This is a genomic window from Haloarcula nitratireducens (assembly GCF_019599505.1).
This window is the reverse complement of record NZ_RKLT01000003.1, coordinates 408,002-426,121: the sequence shown is the minus strand read 5'-3', so window position 1 is coordinate 426,121 and position 18,120 is coordinate 408,002. Positions and strand designations below refer to the sequence as shown.

General features: G+C 67.8%; 25 protein-coding genes. 12 read left to right on the top strand and 13 right to left on the bottom strand.

Going from position 1 to position 18,120, the window contains the following annotated elements; all coding sequences use genetic code 11:
* Nucleotides 1–13 precede the first annotated feature (13 nt).
* Nucleotides 14–1,018 carry a sensor histidine kinase gene (locus EGH23_RS12200; protein WP_220580263.1) on the top strand — a complete coding sequence of 335 codons (1,005 nt, stop codon included), beginning with the start codon at nucleotides 14–16 and terminating at the stop codon, nucleotides 1,016–1,018.
* Here EGH23_RS12200 and EGH23_RS12195 read toward each other — a convergent pair.
* Together EGH23_RS12195 and EGH23_RS12190 are read right to left on the bottom strand one after the other, a co-directional pair.
* On the bottom strand, nucleotides 1,015–1,218 hold the full coding sequence (locus EGH23_RS12195) for a DUF7470 family protein (protein ID WP_220580262.1): 204 nt from the start codon (nucleotides 1,216–1,218) through the stop codon (nucleotides 1,015–1,017). The two genes, EGH23_RS12200 and EGH23_RS12195, sit on opposite strands and share 4 nt — an antisense overlap.
* Before the next feature lie 38 nt (nucleotides 1,219–1,256).
* Nucleotides 1,257–1,670, bottom strand: coding sequence for an SCP2 sterol-binding domain-containing protein (locus EGH23_RS12190; protein ID WP_220580261.1), 414 nt, complete (start codon nucleotides 1,668–1,670; stop codon nucleotides 1,257–1,259).
* A 106-nt stretch (nucleotides 1,671–1,776) separates the two neighbouring features.
* Here EGH23_RS12190 and eif1A point away from each other — a divergent pair, with 106 nt between their 5' ends.
* The 8 genes from eif1A to EGH23_RS26835 all read left to right on the top strand — a co-directional run bounded on the left by eif1A (nucleotide 1,777) and on the right by EGH23_RS26835 (nucleotide 8,357).
* Nucleotides 1,777–2,064, top strand: a complete 288-nt coding sequence (gene eif1A / locus EGH23_RS12185) for a translation initiation factor eIF-1A (RefSeq protein WP_135305805.1) — start codon at nucleotides 1,777–1,779, stop codon at nucleotides 2,062–2,064.
* A 42-nt stretch (nucleotides 2,065–2,106) separates the two neighbouring features.
* A complete protein-coding gene (rio1, locus tag EGH23_RS12180) occupies nucleotides 2,107–3,045 on the top strand; it encodes a serine/threonine-protein kinase Rio1 (RefSeq protein ID WP_220580260.1) in 939 nt (312 codons plus the stop codon).
* Nucleotides 3,046–3,115: 70 nt separating this feature from the next.
* Nucleotides 3,116–3,664 (top strand): KH domain-containing protein, encoded by a 549-nt coding sequence (locus tag EGH23_RS12175; RefSeq protein WP_135305803.1) that lies wholly within the window; start codon nucleotides 3,116–3,118, stop codon nucleotides 3,662–3,664.
* 171 nt (nucleotides 3,665–3,835) lie between these two features.
* Nucleotides 3,836–4,831, top strand: a complete 996-nt coding sequence (locus EGH23_RS12170; protein WP_220580315.1) for an ATP-binding protein — start codon at nucleotides 3,836–3,838, stop codon at nucleotides 4,829–4,831.
* Between the two features lie 154 nt (nucleotides 4,832–4,985).
* Complete coding sequence (gene thsA / locus EGH23_RS12165) at nucleotides 4,986–6,668, top strand: thermosome subunit alpha (RefSeq protein WP_220580314.1); 1,683 nt, start codon at nucleotides 4,986–4,988, stop codon at nucleotides 6,666–6,668.
* Nucleotides 6,669–7,318: 650 nt separating this feature from the next.
* A complete protein-coding gene (locus tag EGH23_RS12160; RefSeq protein WP_220580259.1) occupies nucleotides 7,319–7,624 on the top strand; it encodes a hypothetical protein in 306 nt (101 codons plus the stop codon).
* Between the two features lie 88 nt (nucleotides 7,625–7,712).
* Entirely contained in the window at nucleotides 7,713–8,144 is a 432-nt protein-coding gene (locus tag EGH23_RS12155) for a DUF5807 family protein (protein ID WP_220580258.1), read from the top strand.
* 78 nt (nucleotides 8,145–8,222) lie between these two features.
* A complete protein-coding gene (locus tag EGH23_RS26835; protein WP_268899436.1) occupies nucleotides 8,223–8,357 on the top strand; it encodes a hypothetical protein in 135 nt (44 codons plus the stop codon).
* Here the strand turns inward: EGH23_RS26835 and EGH23_RS26335 are convergent.
* From EGH23_RS26335 to EGH23_RS12135, 4 genes are all read right to left on the bottom strand, one after another.
* The gene (locus EGH23_RS26335; RefSeq protein WP_236044773.1) at nucleotides 8,342–8,569 is read right to left on the bottom strand and encodes a hypothetical protein; all 228 of its coding nucleotides are present in this window, start codon (nucleotides 8,567–8,569) and stop codon (nucleotides 8,342–8,344) included. The two genes, EGH23_RS26835 and EGH23_RS26335, sit on opposite strands and share 16 nt — an antisense overlap.
* Before the next feature lie 88 nt (nucleotides 8,570–8,657).
* Nucleotides 8,658–9,749 (bottom strand): DHH family phosphoesterase, encoded by a 1,092-nt coding sequence (locus EGH23_RS12145; RefSeq protein WP_220580257.1) that lies wholly within the window; start codon nucleotides 9,747–9,749, stop codon nucleotides 8,658–8,660.
* A gap of 39 nt (nucleotides 9,750–9,788) precedes the next feature.
* On the bottom strand, nucleotides 9,789–10,817 hold the full coding sequence (locus EGH23_RS12140) for a hypothetical protein (protein WP_220580256.1): 1,029 nt from the start codon (nucleotides 10,815–10,817) through the stop codon (nucleotides 9,789–9,791).
* 59 nt (nucleotides 10,818–10,876) lie between these two features.
* Nucleotides 10,877–11,341 (bottom strand): universal stress protein, encoded by a 465-nt coding sequence (locus tag EGH23_RS12135; RefSeq protein ID WP_220580255.1) that lies wholly within the window; start codon nucleotides 11,339–11,341, stop codon nucleotides 10,877–10,879.
* Nucleotides 11,342–11,449: 108 nt separating this feature from the next.
* Between EGH23_RS12135 and EGH23_RS12130 the strand changes: the two genes are divergently transcribed.
* Nucleotides 11,450–11,887, top strand: coding sequence for a universal stress protein (locus tag EGH23_RS12130; protein ID WP_220580313.1), 438 nt, complete (start codon nucleotides 11,450–11,452; stop codon nucleotides 11,885–11,887).
* Here EGH23_RS12130 and EGH23_RS12125 read toward each other — a convergent pair.
* Both EGH23_RS12125 and EGH23_RS12120 read right to left on the bottom strand, forming a co-directional pair.
* Nucleotides 11,884–12,405 (bottom strand): GNAT family N-acetyltransferase, encoded by a 522-nt coding sequence (locus tag EGH23_RS12125; RefSeq protein ID WP_220580254.1) that lies wholly within the window; start codon nucleotides 12,403–12,405, stop codon nucleotides 11,884–11,886. The genes EGH23_RS12130 and EGH23_RS12125 overlap by 4 nt on opposite strands.
* Nucleotides 12,402–12,773, bottom strand: a complete 372-nt coding sequence (locus EGH23_RS12120; RefSeq protein ID WP_220580253.1) for a universal stress protein — start codon at nucleotides 12,771–12,773, stop codon at nucleotides 12,402–12,404. Before EGH23_RS12120 ends, EGH23_RS12125 begins: the two co-directional genes overlap by 4 nt.
* Before the next feature lie 116 nt (nucleotides 12,774–12,889).
* Here EGH23_RS12120 and EGH23_RS12115 point away from each other — a divergent pair, with 116 nt between their 5' ends.
* The gene (locus EGH23_RS12115; protein WP_220580252.1) at nucleotides 12,890–13,633 is read left to right on the top strand and encodes a DUF5806 family protein; all 744 of its coding nucleotides are present in this window, start codon (nucleotides 12,890–12,892) and stop codon (nucleotides 13,631–13,633) included.
* Here EGH23_RS12115 and EGH23_RS12110 read toward each other — a convergent pair whose 3' ends face one another.
* From EGH23_RS12110 to EGH23_RS12100, 3 genes are all read right to left on the bottom strand, one after another.
* Complete coding sequence (locus tag EGH23_RS12110; RefSeq protein ID WP_220580251.1) at nucleotides 13,634–13,813, bottom strand: hypothetical protein; 180 nt, start codon at nucleotides 13,811–13,813, stop codon at nucleotides 13,634–13,636. It abuts the gene before it with no gap.
* A gap of 72 nt (nucleotides 13,814–13,885) precedes the next feature.
* Nucleotides 13,886–15,190 (bottom strand): dihydroorotase, encoded by a 1,305-nt coding sequence (locus tag EGH23_RS12105; protein ID WP_220580250.1) that lies wholly within the window; start codon nucleotides 15,188–15,190, stop codon nucleotides 13,886–13,888.
* 69 nt (nucleotides 15,191–15,259) lie between these two features.
* Nucleotides 15,260–15,940: a lipoyl protein ligase domain-containing protein gene (locus tag EGH23_RS12100; RefSeq protein WP_220580249.1), complete on the bottom strand. Its 681-nt coding sequence runs from the start codon at nucleotides 15,938–15,940 to the stop codon at nucleotides 15,260–15,262.
* 215 nt (nucleotides 15,941–16,155) lie between these two features.
* Here EGH23_RS12100 and EGH23_RS12095 point away from each other — a divergent pair, with 215 nt between their 5' ends.
* Nucleotides 16,156–17,013: a DUF8155 domain-containing protein gene (locus EGH23_RS12095; RefSeq protein ID WP_220580248.1), complete on the top strand. Its 858-nt coding sequence runs from the start codon at nucleotides 16,156–16,158 to the stop codon at nucleotides 17,011–17,013.
* Here the strand turns inward: EGH23_RS12095 and EGH23_RS12090 are convergent.
* Nucleotides 16,998–17,477, bottom strand: coding sequence for a DUF4385 family protein (locus EGH23_RS12090; RefSeq protein WP_220580247.1), 480 nt, complete (start codon nucleotides 17,475–17,477; stop codon nucleotides 16,998–17,000). The two genes, EGH23_RS12095 and EGH23_RS12090, sit on opposite strands and share 16 nt — an antisense overlap.
* The gene (locus EGH23_RS12085) at nucleotides 17,474–18,049 is read right to left on the bottom strand and encodes a cysteine hydrolase family protein (RefSeq protein WP_220580246.1); all 576 of its coding nucleotides are present in this window, start codon (nucleotides 18,047–18,049) and stop codon (nucleotides 17,474–17,476) included. The genes EGH23_RS12090 and EGH23_RS12085 overlap by 4 nt, the downstream gene beginning before the upstream one ends.
* Between the last annotated feature and the right edge of the window lie 71 nt (nucleotides 18,050–18,120).

The window sequence follows — 18,120 nt, the reverse complement described above, 5'->3', positions numbered from 1 at the left end:
GCGTACTTCACCTATGGCGGGGGACGGCCGCGTACTCGAACGAGCCCTGGATACGTTAGACGACGTGTTCTACGTCTACGACGCGAGCGGGCGACTGATACACTGGAACCGGCGATTGAACGAACTGTTCGGCCTGAGCGACGCGGAACTCGACGGGATGCTTCCGATGGAGTTCTTCGAGGAAGCCGATCAACCGGCCGTCGAAGCGGCGATGGCCGATATCTTCGAGACCGGCGAGACGGTCGTCGAAGCGTGGGCGGAGACGACGCAGGGACGAGTCCGCTTCGAGCTGACCGGGCGACTCCTCACGGACGGCGACGGGTCGATGCTGGGTTTCGCCGGCGTCGGCCGCGACGTGACCGACCGGCGCGAACAGGCGTGGCACCTCGCGAAGCAGAACGAGCGCTTAGAGGAGTTCGCAGACGTCCTCGCACACGACCTGCGCAGCCCGCTGGCGGTCGCCAACGGCTACCTCGAACTGACGCAGACGACGGGCGAGACGGGCCATCTCGCCGATATCGCGGCCGCGCACGAGCGGATGGAACACATCATCGAGGACGTGCGGACGGCGACTCGCGAGGGGGCGCTGGCGGCCGACGTCGAACCGGTAGACCTGGCGGCCGTCACAGGCGAGGCGTGGGAGACGGTCGAAACCGACGGCGAGGCGCTCGAACTGCCGAGCGAACTGATCGTCGACGCCGACGCGAGACGGCTCCGTCGGCTGTTCGAGAACCTGTTTCGGAACTGCGTGGACCACGGTTCGACGGAGTACCGTCCCGTGACGGTGCGTGTCGTCGCCACCGACCGCGGATTCGCCGTCGAGGACGACGGCCCGGGTATCGACCCCGCGGACCGCGAGGCCGTCTTCGATCCCGGCATCAGCCGCGGCGATGGCGGCACCGGGTTCGGCCTCTACATCGTCCGTACTATCGCCGAAGCGCACGGCTGGTCGGTGACCGTGACCGGAGGGGACGAGGGCGGCGCGCGCTTCGAGTTCGACCTCCGCGGGGCGGCCTAGGGCATCCCGCCGCCCATCCCACCGCCCATTCCGAAGGAGGCCAGTAGACTGGTGACGAGGCCGTAGACGATGAGTCCCATGCCGCCGACGACGAGGGCGAGACCGGCCGCGAAGATCAGGTTCTGCGACGCGACCAGTGCGATACCGCCGAACAGGGCGACGACGCCGGCGATTCCGGCGACGCCGAGTTTGTCGAGCATACCCGTTCTCGCCGGGCGGGCGGACAAAAGCCCGTCGGTCAGTACGCGAACTCCGTCTCGACGTTCTGGGCGGCGGCGACCATCTCGGTGATGGCGTCCTGTCGGCGCAGCAGCGTCATCGTGTTCCCCTCGACGTCGAAGGTGCCGTTCATCACGGACTCCGAGACGTCGAGTTCGCCTTCGAGCATCGCCACCCACGCCTCGTAGGGGCCGCGCAGGGCGAAGTCGTAGTCGGCGTCCGCGTCGGCGACGGTCGCCTCGGTACAGACCCCGTCGGCGACGTTCACGCGGAAGTTGACCGGGTCGCCGTCGTAGGTGTCGTCGGCGCGCATCTCGAAGCGGAACGTCGCGTCGAAGTCGGCCGTGGCGGTTTCGAACCCCTCGCGGTCGTTGATCCGGTCGCGCCAGGCCGTCGCCCAGTCGGCGGCGTCGGCGGGTAGCGTGTAGGTCATTGGCGGCGGTTACGGCGGCCGAACCTTGGGCCTTACCACTCGCGGCCGAGGGCGGCCACGGCAAAATCGTACAAAACTTAACCCTCCCCGGACCGAACGAGCAGACATGAGCGATAACGAAGGCCGAAAGGACCTGCGGATGCCCGACGACGACGAGGTGTTCGCCGTCGTCACGAACATGCTCGGAGCCAACCGCGTGAAGGTGCGCTGTATGGACGGGACAGAGCGCACAGCCCGGATTCCGGGCAAAATGCAGAAACGGATCTGGATCCGGGAAGACGACGTCGTGCTCGTCTCGCCGTGGGACTGGCAGGACGAGAAGGCCGACATCACGTGGCGCTACGAGAAGCAGGACGCGGACCAACTGCGCGAGGAGGGACACATCCAGGAGTAGCGCCGTAATGCACCGCCCCACAGCATCGACGGAGGCCGACACGTGAGCGACGGCGAGGCTGAGTTCGGCCTGCTCGACACCGACGAGGCCGAGGGCGTCGGCGACGAGTGGGAGGAGATCGACGTCTCCGACACCGAGGCCGACCGCATCGCCCGGAAGCGGGACCGCGAGTTCAGCGAGTTCCGCAAGCGCATCAAGGACGCGGACCAGTTCAAGGTCGAGGCCAGCGTCTTCGACGACGCCACCTACGGCGCGCTGTACAAACTCGTTCAGGACGGCCACATCGACGCCTTCGGCGGTCCCATCTCCACGGGCAAGGAGGCGAACGTCTACACGGCGCTCTCCGGCGACGAGGAAGTCGCGGTGAAGGTGTATCGCATCAACGCCTCCGACTTCACCGACATGCGCGGCTACCTCGACGGCGACCCGCGCTTCGAGGGCATCGGCTCGGATAAGAAGAAAGTCGTCACCGCGTGGGTCCGCAAGGAGTCGTCGAACCTGAAACGCGCTCGCCGGGCCGGCGTCCGGACGCCGGAACCAATTGCCGTCGAGCGAAACGTCCTCGTCATGGAGTATCTCGGGACCGAGGAGGGGCGGGCGAAACGGCTCAACGAGGTCCACATCGAGAACCCCGAGACGGCCTACGAGGTCGTCAAGGAGTACGCCCGTCGCCTCTACGACGCCGGCCTCGTCCACGGCGACCTCTCCGAGTACAACGTCGTCTTCCACGAGGGACAACTCTACATCATCGACCTCGGGCAGGCGGTCACGATTCACCATCCCAACGCCGAGGAGTTCTTAGAACGGGACTGTCGGAACGTCGCTAACTTCTTCGCCCGACAGGGCGTCGACGCCACGCCCGAGGAACTGCTGGCGTACGTCCGCGAGTACGCGACGCCGAAAGACGACGAGGACACCGCGCCGGGGAGCGACGACGACGCCGTCCCGCAGGGAACGCCGAGCGACCGAAATGGGGAGTGAACCCCTGTGTTTTGGTAGCCGTTACCGCCGAAGTCTTAAACAGGCAGAACCCCGTAACACCGAGTATATTATGAAGCACGTGAAGATTCCGCAGGACCGCATCGGTGTGCTGATCGGCGAGGGTGGTGAGACCATGCGCGAGATAGAGGAGCGCGCGGAGGTGCGACTCGACATCGACTCCGAGGACGGCACGGTGAAGGTTGACACCGTCGGCGACCCCGTGACGGCGCTGAAGGGACCGGACATCGTGAAGGCCATCGGTCGCGGCTTCGCCCCCGAGGACGCGCTCGCCTTGCTCGAAGACGACATGATGCTGTTCGAACTCATCGACATCGAGGCCGCCTCCCGAAACAAGAACGACTTCCGACGACAGAAGGGCCGGCTGATCGGCGAGGGCGGGCGCACGCGCGAGCTCATGCAGGAGCTGTCCGGCGCGTCGGTCGTCATCTACGGGTCGACGCTCGGCATCATCGGCGGGCCGGAACAGGTCGACGCGGTGCGGGAAGCCGCCGAGATGCTGTTAGACGGCGCACCGCACGGCTCCGTCTACTCCTTCCTCGAACGCAAGCACAACGAGATGAAGCACAAGGGACTGGAGTACCACCAGTTCTCCGGCTGACCGCCGAGCGCCGACACAGCACCGCGGGAACCGCCGTTTTTCCACCGGTCTGAGCGTAACATATAACGCCGCCGACAGTCAAGAGGGGGAGGAACGACCGTGCCAGACGACTTCGACGGCGGGGGCGGGACCGATACCGAGGCCGAGAGCGGCCGGTCGGTCGGCGACGTGATGGACCGCCTGGAGCGACTCAGGAGCGAGGACGACGAGCGGTCGGCGAGCGCCTCCGAGGGCGTCTTGCTGGACCAGTTGAACGAGGTCGAACAGCGGCTCCTGGCCTTCGGCGAGGCGCTGGGCGGGCACCCGGAAGACGTTACGGACCTCCCCTTCACCGAGGAGGCGGGGCTGGACCACATGCCCGAACCGCTGTACGTCCGCCACGACACGGCGATGTTGAATCAGGTCACCTCGTGGCTGTTACAGGACCAGCACATCGGCCTCGTGAGTCCGTACGGCACCGGCAAGTCGGCCTTCCGCGAGATCGTCCTGCGGGACCTCTCGAAACACGACGACTTCGTCGTCACGCATCTGGACAACCCCCGCGAGACGACGCCCCGGTCCCTCTATCAGACGATACTCGAAGCGGCCTACGCGGCCGGCTACTCCGTCGATTTCGCTCGCTACTCGCAGGTCAGAAACGGGATCCCGTGGGCGACGGCCGAGGCGAAAGCCGCCGTCCGCGAGGCCGTCCAGCGCGTCCGCGCACGGGGGAAGACGCTCCTGTTGGTCGTCGACGAGATCGAGGTGTTGCAGGCGGACCTGCTCTCGCCGTTACAGGTGGCCGGCGACGCCGGCGTCCGGCTCTTTCTCAGCGGCACGCCCGAGGGGAAACGCCGAGTTGCGGAGATTCGGGGGACGCTCGACTCTCGGCTGCGCTACTACGAGGACATCGAGCCGTTCGGTCCCGACGACGTCGCCGAGTACGTCGCCCGCTCGTTCGCGTACTTCCGGGGCGAACCGTACGACGGGCAAGCCCCGGACCTGTTCACGCGATCGGCCATCGAAGACGTTCACGAACGGACCGAGGGGGTTCCACGCGAGGTACGAATCGAATGTCGCGAACTGTTCACGCGCGCGGCGTTCGTCTGGTACCGCACCGGTCAAGACGTCTCGCGCATCCAGATCACGCCGGAACTGCGCCACCGCCGGTTCGGAATGAGTTACTGACGGGCGACTGACGACCGAACTCCGTACTTAAACTCCCCACGGTACTCTATCACACACCGGGTGACACCGCTCCAGTGCGGCGATGGCCTCACCGGCACGGAAAGCTTTATATAGAATCACATTCAATCATCGTCTGACTATGGCTCAACAGCAGATGGGCAACCAGCCCATGATCGTACTCTCCGAGGAGTCCCAGCGCACCTCTGGGAAGGACGCACAGTCCATGAACATCACGGCCGGGACGGCCGTAGCGGAGGCCGTTCGGACCACACTCGGCCCGAAGGGCATGGACAAGATGCTCGTCGACAACTCCGGGTCCGTCGTCGTCACGAACGACGGCGTCACCATCTTAGACGAGATGGACATCGAGCACCCGGCGGCGAACATGATCGTCGAAGTCGCCCAGACCCAGGAGGACGAGGTCGGCGACGGCACGACGACGGCCGTCGTCATCGCCGGCGAACTCCTCTCGAAGGCCGAGGAGCTCCTCGACCAGGACATCCACGCCACCATCCTAGCACAGGGGTACCGACAGGCCGCCGAGAAGGCCAAGGAGATCCTCGAAGAGAACGCCATCGAGGTCGACGCCGACGACACCGAGACGCTGGAGAAGGTCGCCGGCACCGCCATGACGGGTAAGGGCGCGGAGTCCTCGAAGGACATTCTCGCCGAACTCGTCGTCCGCGCGGCCCAGTCCGTCGCCGACGACGACGGCACCGTCGACACGGACAACGTCCAGGTCGAGACGGTCGTCGGCGGCTCCACCGACGAGTCCGAACTCGTCGAGGGCGTCATCGTGGACAAGGAGCGCGTCCACGACAACATGCCCTTCGCCGTCGAGGACGCGGACATCGCCCTGCTGGACACGGCCATCGAGGTCCCGGAGACGGAACTCGACACCGAGGTCAACGTCACCGACCCCGACCAGCTCCAGCAGTTCCTCGACCAGGAAGAGGCTCAGCTCAAGGAGTACGTCGACAAGCTCAAAGAGGCCGGTGCCGACGTCGTCTTCTGCCAGAAGGGCATCGACGACATGGCCCAGCACTACCTCGCCCAGGAGGGCATCCTCGCGGTGCGCCGCGCGAAGAAGTCCGACATCGAGGCGCTCTCGCGCTCGACGGGCGCGCGCATCGTCTCCAACATCGACGACATTGAGGCCGACGACCTCGGCTTCGCCGGCTCCGTCGCTCAGAAGGACATCGCCGGCGACGAGCGCATCTTCGTCGAGGACGTCGAGGACGCCAAGGCCGTCACGATGATCCTCCGCGGCGGCACCGAACACGTCGTCGACGAGGTCGAGCGCGCCATCGAGGACTCGCTCGGCGTCGTCGCCGCCACGCTGGAGGACGGCAAGGTCCTGCCCGGCGGCGGTGCCCCCGAGACCCAGCTGGCGCTGGGCCTGCGTGACTACGCCGACTCCGTCGGCGGGCGCGAGCAGCTCGCCGTCGAGGCCTTCGCCGACGCCATCGACGTCATCCCGCGCACCCTCGCGGAGAACGCGGGTCACGACCCCATCGACTCGCTCGTCGACCTCCGCAGCCAGCACGACGGCGGTGCCGTCACCTCCGGTCTCGACGCCTACTCCGGCGAGATCGTCGACATGGAGGAAGACGGCGTCGTCGAACCGCTGCGCGTGAAGACGCAGGCCATCGAGTCTGCGACCGAAGCGGCCGTCATGATCCTCCGCATCGACGACGTCATCGCCGCCGGCGACCTGAAGGGTGGCCAGGGCGACGACGACGAGGACGAAGGCGGACCCGGCGGCCCCGGCGGCGCGCCCGGCGGTATGGGCGGCGGCATGGGCGGCATGGGCGGCGGCATGGGCGGCATGATGTAAGCCACGTTTTTGCACGGGAGTTGAGCGCTTCGCGCTCTCAACCCCCCGCGCAAAAACATGGGCGAAAAAGGCGGAATCGCCGCGTCGCGGCGATTCCGAGAACCGCGGCCGTAGGTCGCGGATGCCTGTCCCGCCCGTCGACTCCGCTGCACCGCTTTCGAACGAACTTCTCTCTTTGCGGTTCGAACGATTCAGAGCGCTAGCCATCGCTCAAAGCGCGGTTTTCGCCTCGGGAGCGTTTCTGCTCGCGGCGGGAATCGGTCTCTCGTATGCGACGGCGGCGAGCGAACGATCGAACAGCAGTCTTCCGGAAACGGACGGCTCGCGCTCTCACCCGGAGCGACGCAGAACTGGACGCTCGCTGCGGTCGTCGATCTCGTTAGTCCCGGAACGACGCTCGAAGCGGGAACCTACACCGCCACAATCGGGCTTCCCGACCCTGATGGCTCGGAGTGGACGCGCTGTCTGGCCCTGATTCGTCTCGAGTAGTGGGTTGCGAACTGTTCACTTTTCGCTCGAAAGATGCGGAGATGCCGCGGAATATCACATATGATTTTGCATGTAAAAGTATATATCGGGGACCGGGGTAGAAGTAGTACTGCGACCGGTGTGGGTATATTCTCTCTCGGTCGCGGGGGAAGTTCGATAATATGTGGCAAGAGTATATCATTACGGTAGTAACGTTCGTCCTGACGCTCTCCATACTCCCGGCTCTGCGCGACCCGAACGCCCGCATTCCGCTGCAGACGTCCGGGCTCACGACGCTCGGCCTCTTCATCAAGGCCGTCATGTTCGGTTCGCTCGGGATGCTCTCTCCGGCGATCGGTGCCGGCTTCGGCTGTCTCATGTGGGGACTGCTCGCGTACCTCCGCTCCGGCGTCCGAGAGCAGTTGTACGGAATAGACGCGGCCACGACCGAATCGGCCGTCGCCGACTACTCGGTCGCCGACGACTGACGACGGCGACGGCCGTACTCGCGCTCGTACGGACTTTCGGCCGTCGAAGAGCGCGTCACTTTTGCGTCGCCGGCGACTCCGAGCGAGCATGAGCAAGCACACGGAGTTTCTGGCGGGCGAGCGGCCCGACGACGTCCTCTTCTTCCTCCACGAGGACGCCGTCTCGAACCCCGGCGCGCTGGCCGATTACGCCGACGCCGTCGAGGACGGGCACGTCCTCGTGTTGCCCGGCGACGACGGCCGGAGCGCGTTCCAGTCCGCGACCGGCATCGACCCGATGGCGCTGGCCCGCGAGGCGATGGAGACCGACGGGACGGTCCACGACGACCTGACCGGTGCCGACTGCCCGGTCGCCGAGGAGGAACCCGAGGAGAACCACACGACGCGGTTCGTCTTCGCCTTCGCCGAGGAACAGAACGAGGACGTCGGCGGCCTCTACGCCGAGGGCGACGTGATCCACGCCTACGCGGTCTGTGCCTGCGGCGAACGGTACAGCGACAAGTGGGTCGCAGCGCAGTAGCCGACGACGCTACAACAGGAACGGTTCGGCCGCACGGACGAGCAGCGCCTTCGGGAGCCCGGCGATCAAACCGCCTTCGTGCGGGTATTTTATCCCGACTTCGTCGCGGGTGACGCCGCGGCGGAGGTGCTGGACACCGTCGAGGAGGAACCAGCCACCGACGGCGACGCCGCCGGCGAACAGCCACGACGGCGGCGTCAGAACTGCGCGTAACCCGTCGCTGCGAGGACGAGGAGACCGGACAGCGCGTGGTCAGCGTAGTCGCCGATCGCGGCCTCGGCGAGGTCGGCGAGTAGTCGAAGCGCGAAGAACGCGACGGCCACACCGGCGGCGTAGGGGAGCGACCGTTCGAAGACGCACAGCGTGGCTCCGACGACGGCGGCCGTGGAGAGGTCGCCGAGCGACGCCGCTCGGTCGGGGGCCACGCGGGGAGGGCGGTGGACATCGGCAGGTCGGCGTTCGACCGACGGGCGTGTCAGCGTTACGCGGACGAGAAACGGGGACTCCGGCTAGCTATCGTTCTGTTTCGACGCCCTCGTCGTCCTCCTCGGGAAGCCGCCGGAACGCGTCGATGATGGCCTGCTTCGCCACCGCGCCGCGCGTCGTCCAATGATGGGCGTAGTCCATCATGTCGTCGTAGATGTCGGGCTTGCAGCCGGCGGCTTTCGGGTGGCCGCCGCCGTTGACCTGCTGGGCGACCTCGTGGGCGCGCTCGAAGTTCTCGGTGCCCCGGATCGAGGCGGAGCCGGCGGGCTTGACGATGACGGCGGCGTCGGAGCCGCGCTCTCGCAGCGCCTCGGCGACCTCGTTCTGCGAGCAGCGGCCGTAGGTGACGCCGACGGTCCACTCGCCGATCTCGCGCATCTCGGCGCGTTCGACGGCCTTCTCGATGAGCGCCTCCTTCTCGACGCGCTGCTCGGCGAGGAACTCCCGCACCTCCGGCGAGAGGTCCGCCCCGTGTTCGGCGACAGCGTCGATGTACTCCTCCGGCTCGGACCAGTACGAGAAGTCCGCGAGGTCGTCGCTGCGCTCGTCGTCGCGTATCCAGAGGTCGTGGTCGCGGGTGACGGCGGCGAGGTCCGCCCAGCGCTCCTCGAACTCGTGGTCCAGTTCGACGAGCGCCACGTCGGCGGTGCAGACCTCGTCGCTGTCGCCGACGGTTCGCTCGACGCCGGCCTCGTCTACCGTCGCGCCGAGTTCGTCGTCCCACTGGTGGTGGTCGAACCAGACCACGCGCTCGACGCGAGCGGTGAGGTCCGGCAGGGCACCGAGGTCGGATTCGCTGTCGGGACAGAGGTCACAGACGAAGACGGTGGCGTCGGGTTCGGCGTACTCGGCGGTCCAGGCGAGCGCTTCTTGCAGTTCGTGCGGGCCGGCGGGGAGGAGCGCCCCCTCGCCGTGGGCCTCTCGAATCAGGGCCGTACAGGCCAGTCCGTCGGCGTCCGGGTCCGCGATGACCACGACGCCCGCCCCGGCGAGCGTCTCGGCGGCCTCGGCCTCGGCCTGTTCCTCCTCGAAGGAGTCGGGGAAGAAAAACCCCTCTCCGGGGAGTACGGATTTGCGGCCGACAGAGAGGCGGTCGTCGTCGATGAGCCAGTCGTCCATGCCCGTTCATGCCAGTCGCCGGCAATGAACCCCGCGGTCTCAGGGATACCAGACCGCCTCGCCGGGCGTGTGGTGACTCCAGACGTCGTCCGAGCGCAGCAGTCGCGGGTCCCGCCACCGGAAGCGCGCGTTGGCGAGGTAGGAGAATCGGTCCCCGAGTTCGTCGGGGATCACGCGGCAGCGCGAGCAGGCGGTGAACCGGTCTCGCGTGGCGTCAGTTTCCGGCGTGAAAACCTGCCGGGCCTCGTCTTCCGTCGTATCGCTCTCGTCTGCGACCGTCAGCGACTCCGTCGTTTGGCTTCCGGGACCGATGCGGTCCAGTCGGGCGTCGAACTCCGCCGCGAGAGCGACGCTGTCCGCGCGGTAGCGGTCGTCGCCGTCCGCCGCTTCTCCGCTCCAGATGGTCGCCGACGTGTCGACGAACACCGGCGACACGTCCTCGTCGTCCGTTCGGACGCGGACGCTGTCGAGCCGGTCGAACCCGGCGACGTCGTTTCGCCCGCGGATGCGGGCAGTCCCGAGACGGGTTACGTCGTCGGGGAGTTCGACGCGCTCGAACGGGACCGTACAGGACTGCGCCCGGGGCGACAGCGTCTCGCTCAGCGCCCACGGTAGGTCCCGCGGGAGCTCCGCGCCGACGAAGACGTGGGTGTCCAGTCGATCGCCGCGGGGTACCGCCGCGACGAATCGGGTCTGAGCTCCCCACCCGCTGCTGGCGAGCCCGTAGCTCGCATCGAGTTCGCGACAGGCCTGCATGAGCGTCCACTGCGCGTCTGCCCCGGCGACGGCGACGGGCGTACCGTCGGCCAGCGTCACCGCGACCTGCTCGACGTTGGCCTCGGTGGGCGCGAAGACGGCGACGTCCGCCGCCGTGGTGTCGTTGGTCCGGTCGAACTCGGCGCGGTCGGGGACGGGCACCTGCGAGTCGACGAAGACGGTTCGGCCGGCGAGGTTCACAGTCGGCGGCGAAGTAGTCGGCGGATCGGTCGAGAGGGCGTTACAACCCGCGAGCGAGCCGAGACCGACACCGGTAGCCGCGAGGAAGGCGCGGCGGGAGCTGGAGGGCACGTCTCGGCGTTCGACGGCACAACCCCTGTTCGTTTCGATGACTGAAAACCCGGTTAGAGCTACACCTGCTTCCGTTCCGGGTTCGCCTCGCCCTCTAGCTGGCGAACCGTCAACACGGGCATCTCGGCGTGTCGGACGATCTCCTCGGCGACGCTACCGAGCAGGAAGCCGTGGTCGCCGTGCCGGCCCCGCGTCCCCGTCGCGACCACGTCGGCGTCGTGCTCGTCGGCGTACCGACAGATCTCGTCGGCGGGGTCGCCCTCCCGAACGGCCGTGACGACGTCGTCGTCGGCCTCGGCGGCAGCGGCTTCCCGGACGAACGAGAGCGCGCGGCCCCCGGTGGTCGCGAGCGCCCGTTCCAGTTCCTCGCGGACCTCCTCGGGCGTGGATTCGACTTCGCCGGAGTCGACGACGTACAGCGCGTGGACGGTCGCATCGAAGTGTGCGGCCAGGTCGAGCGCGGCCTCGACGGCTCGCTGGGCGCTCCCCGAACCGTCGGTCGCGATGACCACCGTTTCGAACATATGCCGGAGTACCGCGGGCACGACCAAAAAGCCGCTCCCTCGGCCGCCGGACGAGCGCGGCGCGCTGATGGGATGGCTTTTTGCCGGGGCCGGTCACAGTGACAGATGATGGACATCGACCTCGTGCTCGTGCCGGTCGACGGGAGCGACCGGGCCGAGCGAGCGGCCGAGTACGCTATCGCCATCGCCGAGCGATACGACGCCGACCTCCACCTGCTGTTCGTCGTCGACGAGCGGCTCAAACGGGACATCGACGACGGCTTCGTCGACGCCGAGTCGGTCGCCGAGGAGCACCGCGCGTTCACCCAGAAGATACGCGAGCAGGTCCAGGCGGCCGGTCACGACGGCGGTCTCGATACCTCGACCGCGACGGCGTTCTCGGAACAGCGACTGATGCAGACGCCGGGAGGCGTCATCTTAGACGCGGCGGAAGACGTCGGCGCGGAGTTCATCGTCGTCCCGCGCGAGGGCGGCGGCGAGGAGGCCATCGGCCGCGCCGCGCTGTACGTCCTCGAGTACGCGAGCCAGCCGGTGCTCTCGGTCTAGAGCTGGATCGCCATCTCGATCTCGAAGCTCTCGGCGTTGCTCGTCTCGAAGCCCATCTTCCGGTAGAGCGCGATCGCGGGGTCGTTCCACCGCTCGACGGTGAGCCAGACCCGCCCGATGCCCTCGACCTGTCCCTGTCCGAGCAGCGTCTCCAACAGCATGGTCCCGATTCCGGCCCCCTGAAACGACTGTAGGACGAAGATGGCGAGTTCGTGCTCGTCGTGGCGGTCCGGGACGAGCGTCGCGTGTCCGACGGCGTGACCGTCGTGACGGGCGACGACGTTGACGCAGTCGCCTTCGAGGATCGTATCGAGCCACTTCTCGATCGCCTCTTCCTTGACCGGCGGGATGCCCTGCGCGCGGTCGGCCGGGTCGAAGTCGAGATACATCTCGACGAGGCGTCCGCGTTCGGCATCGTCGGCGGGAACGAGTTCGATCTCGCGGCCCTCGGCGTCGGTGACGGTCCGCGGCGGCGCGGGGAACTCGCCGGCGGGGTCGTCGGGGTACTCTCTGGTCATCGGATGAGCGTGACGGGCGTCTGTGCGTTCAACAGGACGAACTCGACGATGGAGCCGAGTTGGATCTTCCCCAGCGTCGAGCGCTCGCCGCCGCCCAGCACGATGCGGTCGAACTCCTCGCTCTCGGCGATGTCGATGAGTCGGCTCCCCGGCGACTCACCCTCGATGCGGCGTATCGACGCCTCGAAGTCGGCCTCGGACAGCGTCGACTCGACCCGTTCCCGGATCTCGTCGGCGTCCGTATCCGCCTCTTCGTTGTCGAAGATGGCGACGGTCACCTCGTCACCCGTCTCCTTGGCCCGTGCGATCGTCTCGTCGAGTGCGTGGTAGGAGAGTTGGCTCCCTCCGATCCCGAGCAGGACGTTCATACGCGGTCACTCGGTGGCGTCGCTCAAAAAGCCACCCCCACGACTGCGGCGTGTGAGACGGGGACGCGCACGCTGCTGGCGATACGCTTTTTCCCCGCGGGGACACAGAGACGCCAATGACAGAGGGTGCGCCGCCGGAGGAGAGCGACGAGACGCCGACGCGGGTCGTCACGCCCCACGAACCGGACGAGAACGCGGACGCCGACAGCGAGGGCGGCGACGCTGCGGGCAGCGACGACGGAGCCGACGACGTCGAGACTGCCGACGCCGAGAACACCGACGCGGTGGCGGACGAAGCGCTCGGCGAGGGGGTCGCGCCGGCCAGTGACGTCCCCGACGACGTCCGGAAGTACGAGCGGTTCAAGAAGATCGAGGGGGGCACCTACGACCGCGCCAACGAGTTCCTGCGCGAGCGGACGTACGTCACCGCCCGCGAGTGGGCCATCGCCCGCCTCTGTGCGGACTTCCGGACCGAGACCGGCGTCGAGATGACGAAGATCGGCGAGAACCTCCCGGAACTCGTCCCGTTCATGACGGATACGTACACCCCGCAGGCGGTCAATCAGGCCCGCGCGTCCTTCGAGGAGAAGGTCCGCAAGGCCGGCGCGACGTTCCTCTACGGCGCGATGTCCGACTTCTTCACCGCCGAGGAACTCGACGACGTGATGTACGAGGCGACGGAGGTGGCGAAGTTCCTCCTGGAAGTCGAGGGAGTCGACCTCGCCGTCGAAGACGAGATGGAGGCCGAGGACCGCATCTCGACGGTCATGCGCGAGGTCCGCGAGCACTCGGCGGCGCTCCGCCACGACGAGGTCTGCTGCCCGGAGTGCGGCCACGAGTTCGGCGTCGACGAGAAGTGATCAGCTGACCCCCAGAACCTTCCCGCACTGCTTACACAGCCAGAGGTCGCGGATGTTCGCCCCGTAGCGGACGCGGGGCGGGCCGTCCCCGCCCTCGTCGATCTCTATCTGTTCGACGTCCTCGTGGTCCAGTTCCTCGGTGGTCTCGGCCTCCGCGCCGCAGTTCTCACAGCGAACCATAATTGTCGATTCGTCAACATCCGATATCATCGCGGCGCGGGTGTGCGCGTCAATCGCACACCCCCTGCCCCGCTACTGGAGGACTTCGCCGTCGGCGTCGCGGACGTTCTCGCCCCGATGGCCGTAGAAGACGTCTTCGTTCGAATCGCGCTCGTAGACTGTCGTCCCGCGGACCATCGTCCACTCGGGGAAGATCCCCTCGAAGCCCTCGAACGGCGTCCACCCGCAGTCGGTGTGGAGGTCCTCGCCGCTGATCTCGGTCGTCTCACTGGTGTCGACAAGCACCAGGTCAGCGTCCTTGCCGGGTTCGATGGTCCCCTTCTGTGGCACGTCGAAGACCGCGGCGGGGTTGGCGGCGGTGAGGTCCCGGACGCGCTCGTAGGTCAGGTCGGTATCGGGGTCACGCGCTTCGGCCAGTAGGAGCGGCAGCACCGTCTCGACGCCGGGCACGCCCGACGGCGCGTCCCAGATGCCGGCGTCCTTCTCCTCGCGGGTGTGGGGCGCGTGGTCGGTCGCGATCATGTCGACGGTGCCGTCGACGACCCGCTCGTAGACGCCGCGGCGGCGCTTCTCCCGACGCAGGGGCGGGTTCATCCGCCCGAACGTCCCCAAATCGCCGAGGTCCCGCCGCGAGAGCAGGAGGTGATGCGGCGTCACTTCGGTCGTCATTCCGGCTTCGGCGGCGATGTCGATACCCTCCGGCGTGGACGTATGGGCGATGTGGATACGAGCGTCCATTCGTTTCGCGGCCTCGCAAGCCCGCTCGACGGCGATCGCCTCCGCCTCGGCGGTGCGGTAGGCGCTCCACGCGTCGGCGTCGTCGCGGGCGCGGGCGTCCTCGTTGAACGAGTCGGCGTCCTCGGCGTGGACCGTGACGGTGACGCCGTTCTCGGTCGCCGCTTCGAGCGCGTCTTCGAAGAGATCCGTCTCGATGCCCATGTCGCCGGTCGAATCGGCGAGGAACACCTCGCCCAGCGCGAACAGGCGTCGGCGCAGGAGGACGTTCGGGATCCAGTCCGCCGTGACGCCGCCGTTGATTCCCCAGTCGACGACGGAGTCGGCGGCGAACCCGGCCTTCCGGTCGAAGGCCTCGCCATCGATCGTGGGCGGGTCTGTGTTGGGCTGGTCGACCACCGTCGTCACGCCGCCCGCCGCCGCGGCGCGAGAGCCGGACTTCCACGTCTCCTTGTGCGGGTAGCCGGGCTGGCGGAAGTGGACGTGAACGTCCATCATCCCGGGCAGCAGGCGCTTGCCCGTGGCCTCGACGGTGCGTTCGTCGTCGGGAGAGAGGTCCCGACCGACCTCGGCGACGGTCTCACCGCGCACCCGGACGTCCCGTTGCCGGCCGTCCGCGAGCGTCGCGTTGCGGATGAGCATACGCCCTGTCCGCCGGGGGCCTCCCTAAGTGTCTCGGAAGGCGGCGCTGGCGACCGCGAAAACGCGGGCTCACTCGACAGTCTCGCGGGCCGTCACGCCGCGGTCGCCGACGAGTTCACGTTCGAGCGCCGCGACGACGGCCTCCGAGTCGCCGACGCCGCCCGCCCGCGCGACGCTCCCTACCGAGTCGGGGTCGAAGGGTACGTCGAGCGCGTCGTACACCGGGTCGAGGACCGCGGCGATGGCCGCGTGGTCCCGAACGACGACGATGCCGGCGGTGAGCGCCACGCGCTGCCGGACTCGTTGTGCCACCCCCACGAGTTTGCCGTCGGCTTGCAGCGAGTGGGTCCCGGGACAGAAGGAATCGGGCGGTTCGCCTTCGCGCGCCTCGACGCCGACGTCGGCGAGCGCCCGCCGAACCGCCGCCGTTACGCGGTCGTAGCGAGCGCCGATGCTGCTGCGACCGTCGGCGGTGGGTTCGGCCAGCGCGAACGCCACCGTATTGCCGGTATAGGCGACGGCTCGGCCGCCGACGCTTCGTTCGAGGGTGGCGTAGCCCCGCTCTGTCGCGGCCGCTCGGGCGCGGTCGTAGCCCTCGGCGCGGCGATCCCGGCGGCCGAAGGCGATCTGTCGGTGCGGGGTCCAGACGCGAAGCGCGGGCGTCCCGTCGTCGGCCGCTCGGTCGGCCAGCTCCCGAGTGCGCGCGTAGTCGCGCTCGCGGTCGCTCGCTCGCCCGCGGAGGAGGCGCATAACCGCCGTAGGGACGGCGAGAACTAAACGCTCCCGTCGAACGCCGTGGTCGGAGAGCGAGTGGCGAACAGGCGACACGCGGCGACGCGACGGGGCGTGTCGCACTCCCGCTGACCCGTCGCGGCGATGGTTAGCTCACGGGCTGGCGTGGTCTCCTCACCAGACTTGAACGCTCGGACGACAGGCCCATACGCCGTGCTCGCTAATCTCCGCCGATGGCCGTCACCGTCCCGCGGGACGTACTCCGCCGGTACTACCGCTTCTCGCTGTACAACTCGCCGTTCGACGCCCACGACGAGGGGCGTGCGATAGACCTCTATCCGGAAGGCCGGCGAGCGCCCTCGCCCGTCGCCGGCGAGGTGCTGGAGACGAAACGGGTGCGCGCGCCGCCGAAGCCCTACGCCGCCGCCGACGACTACCTGATTCTGATCGACACCGGCGAGCACGTCGCCCGGTTGCTCCACGTGAAACCGGGCGTCGAACCGGGCGAGACGGTGGCCGTCGGCGACGACGTGGGTGAACTCGTCCGCGCTGGTTTCTTCGCGCCGTGGGTCCCGAACCACGTCCATCTGGGCTTCCGCTCGCCCGAGGCGAATCCGTATCGAGCGTCGGGGTCGCTTCCGGTCTCGGTCGACGCCGACGTCGAACCGCTCGCCTGGGACGGCACCGGAACCGTCGTCGAGGCGGGCGAGACGTGGGCGCGCCTCGACGGTCCCGAGCATCCGGCACCCGGCGAGCGGTTCGCGGGGATAGCGAACGAGAGCGACGACGAGGGCGGCACTGGCGGCGATGAGGGGGTTATCGACGGCGGTCTCCCGCACTACGACGGCGGCGGATTGCTGGGTGACTCGGGGAGCGAACGGGTCGCGCTCGCGGGACGCCGAGTCGGAAGCGCCGACGGTCGAACGGTGACGTGGGACGACGTGACCGTCTACGCGAACGGCGACCCGGTCACCGGTCTCGCGCTGTTCTGCTCGCGCGACGACGCGGGCGCGAAGCTCGTCGGGGAGGGGGTCGAACTGGCGGTCGGTGAGGACGTCACCGTGACGTTCGAGCGTCAGTCCTCGCCATAGCGCTCGCGGTGACGCGCCTTCGCCCGTTCGTAGGCGTCGTCGCCCCTGACTCGATCGAGGTGGAACCGATAGACCCGGGCGATACGGCGTTTCTCCGGATCGTACCACACTTCCGGCTCTCGTTCCCGTCCGTCGACGTACTTCTGTCCACCCGGATACTTCGCGTAGCGCATCGACCGCGTCCACCCCATCTGGAGGTACTTCTGAGCCACGTCCATGCCGACGAAGTCGCCGGCTTCGCGGTACTCCCGGTAGCGGTCGTGGATGGTCCGTGCGGCTTCGGCGGCCGGGCGGAGGTCCGATATCGTCCAGTCGGGGAGCAGTTCGCTCTTGTACGGTGATATCTTGAACGCGCCCCGTTCGTCGCTCGTGTGGCGGTAGCGCTCGGGATGCTCGCGGAAGTTCAGGTCGTACTCGGGACCGTCGTCGACCTCCGAGACGTCTCCGCGGACCGGATCGCTCATTCGCCGAACTCGATACCCTCGCGGTCGGTCACTTCGCCGAAGAGCCAGTCGGCGTGCTCCAGGGCGTACTCGCGGTGGTCCTCCTCGATGAACCCAATGGCGTCCTCGGCGAGAACCGGTCGGTAGTCCCGCAGGCCCGCGCTGGAGGCCGTATGCAGGACACAGACGTTCGCCAGCGTCCCGCAGATCACGAGGTCGTCGATAGCGTGGGCGTCGAGCCACCCCTCGAGCTGGGTCTGATAGAAGGCGTCGTAGGTGTGTTTGACGACGACGAGTTCGTCCTCGCGGGGTTCGAGGTCCTCGACCAGTTCCGCCTCCCACGAGCCTTCGGGGACGTGTTCGCCCCAGCGGTCGAACTCGTCGTAGTAGTGGGCGTCCTCGAACTGCTCCGGGGGATGGACGTCCCGCGTGAAGACGACGCTCGCGCCAGCGTCGCGGGCGTCCGCGACCAGTTCCGTAACGGGATCGATGGCCGCCTCGCTGTCCGGTGCGTAGAGGCTGCCGTCGGGATGGCAGAAGCCGTTCTGCATGTCCACCACGACGACGGCGGTGTTAGTCGGGTCCAGTCGCATACTCGACGGTTCGGTCGCCGCCCCTACGAACCTTCCCCCGGGCGTGTCACTTTTCACCGCGCCTCCCGTGA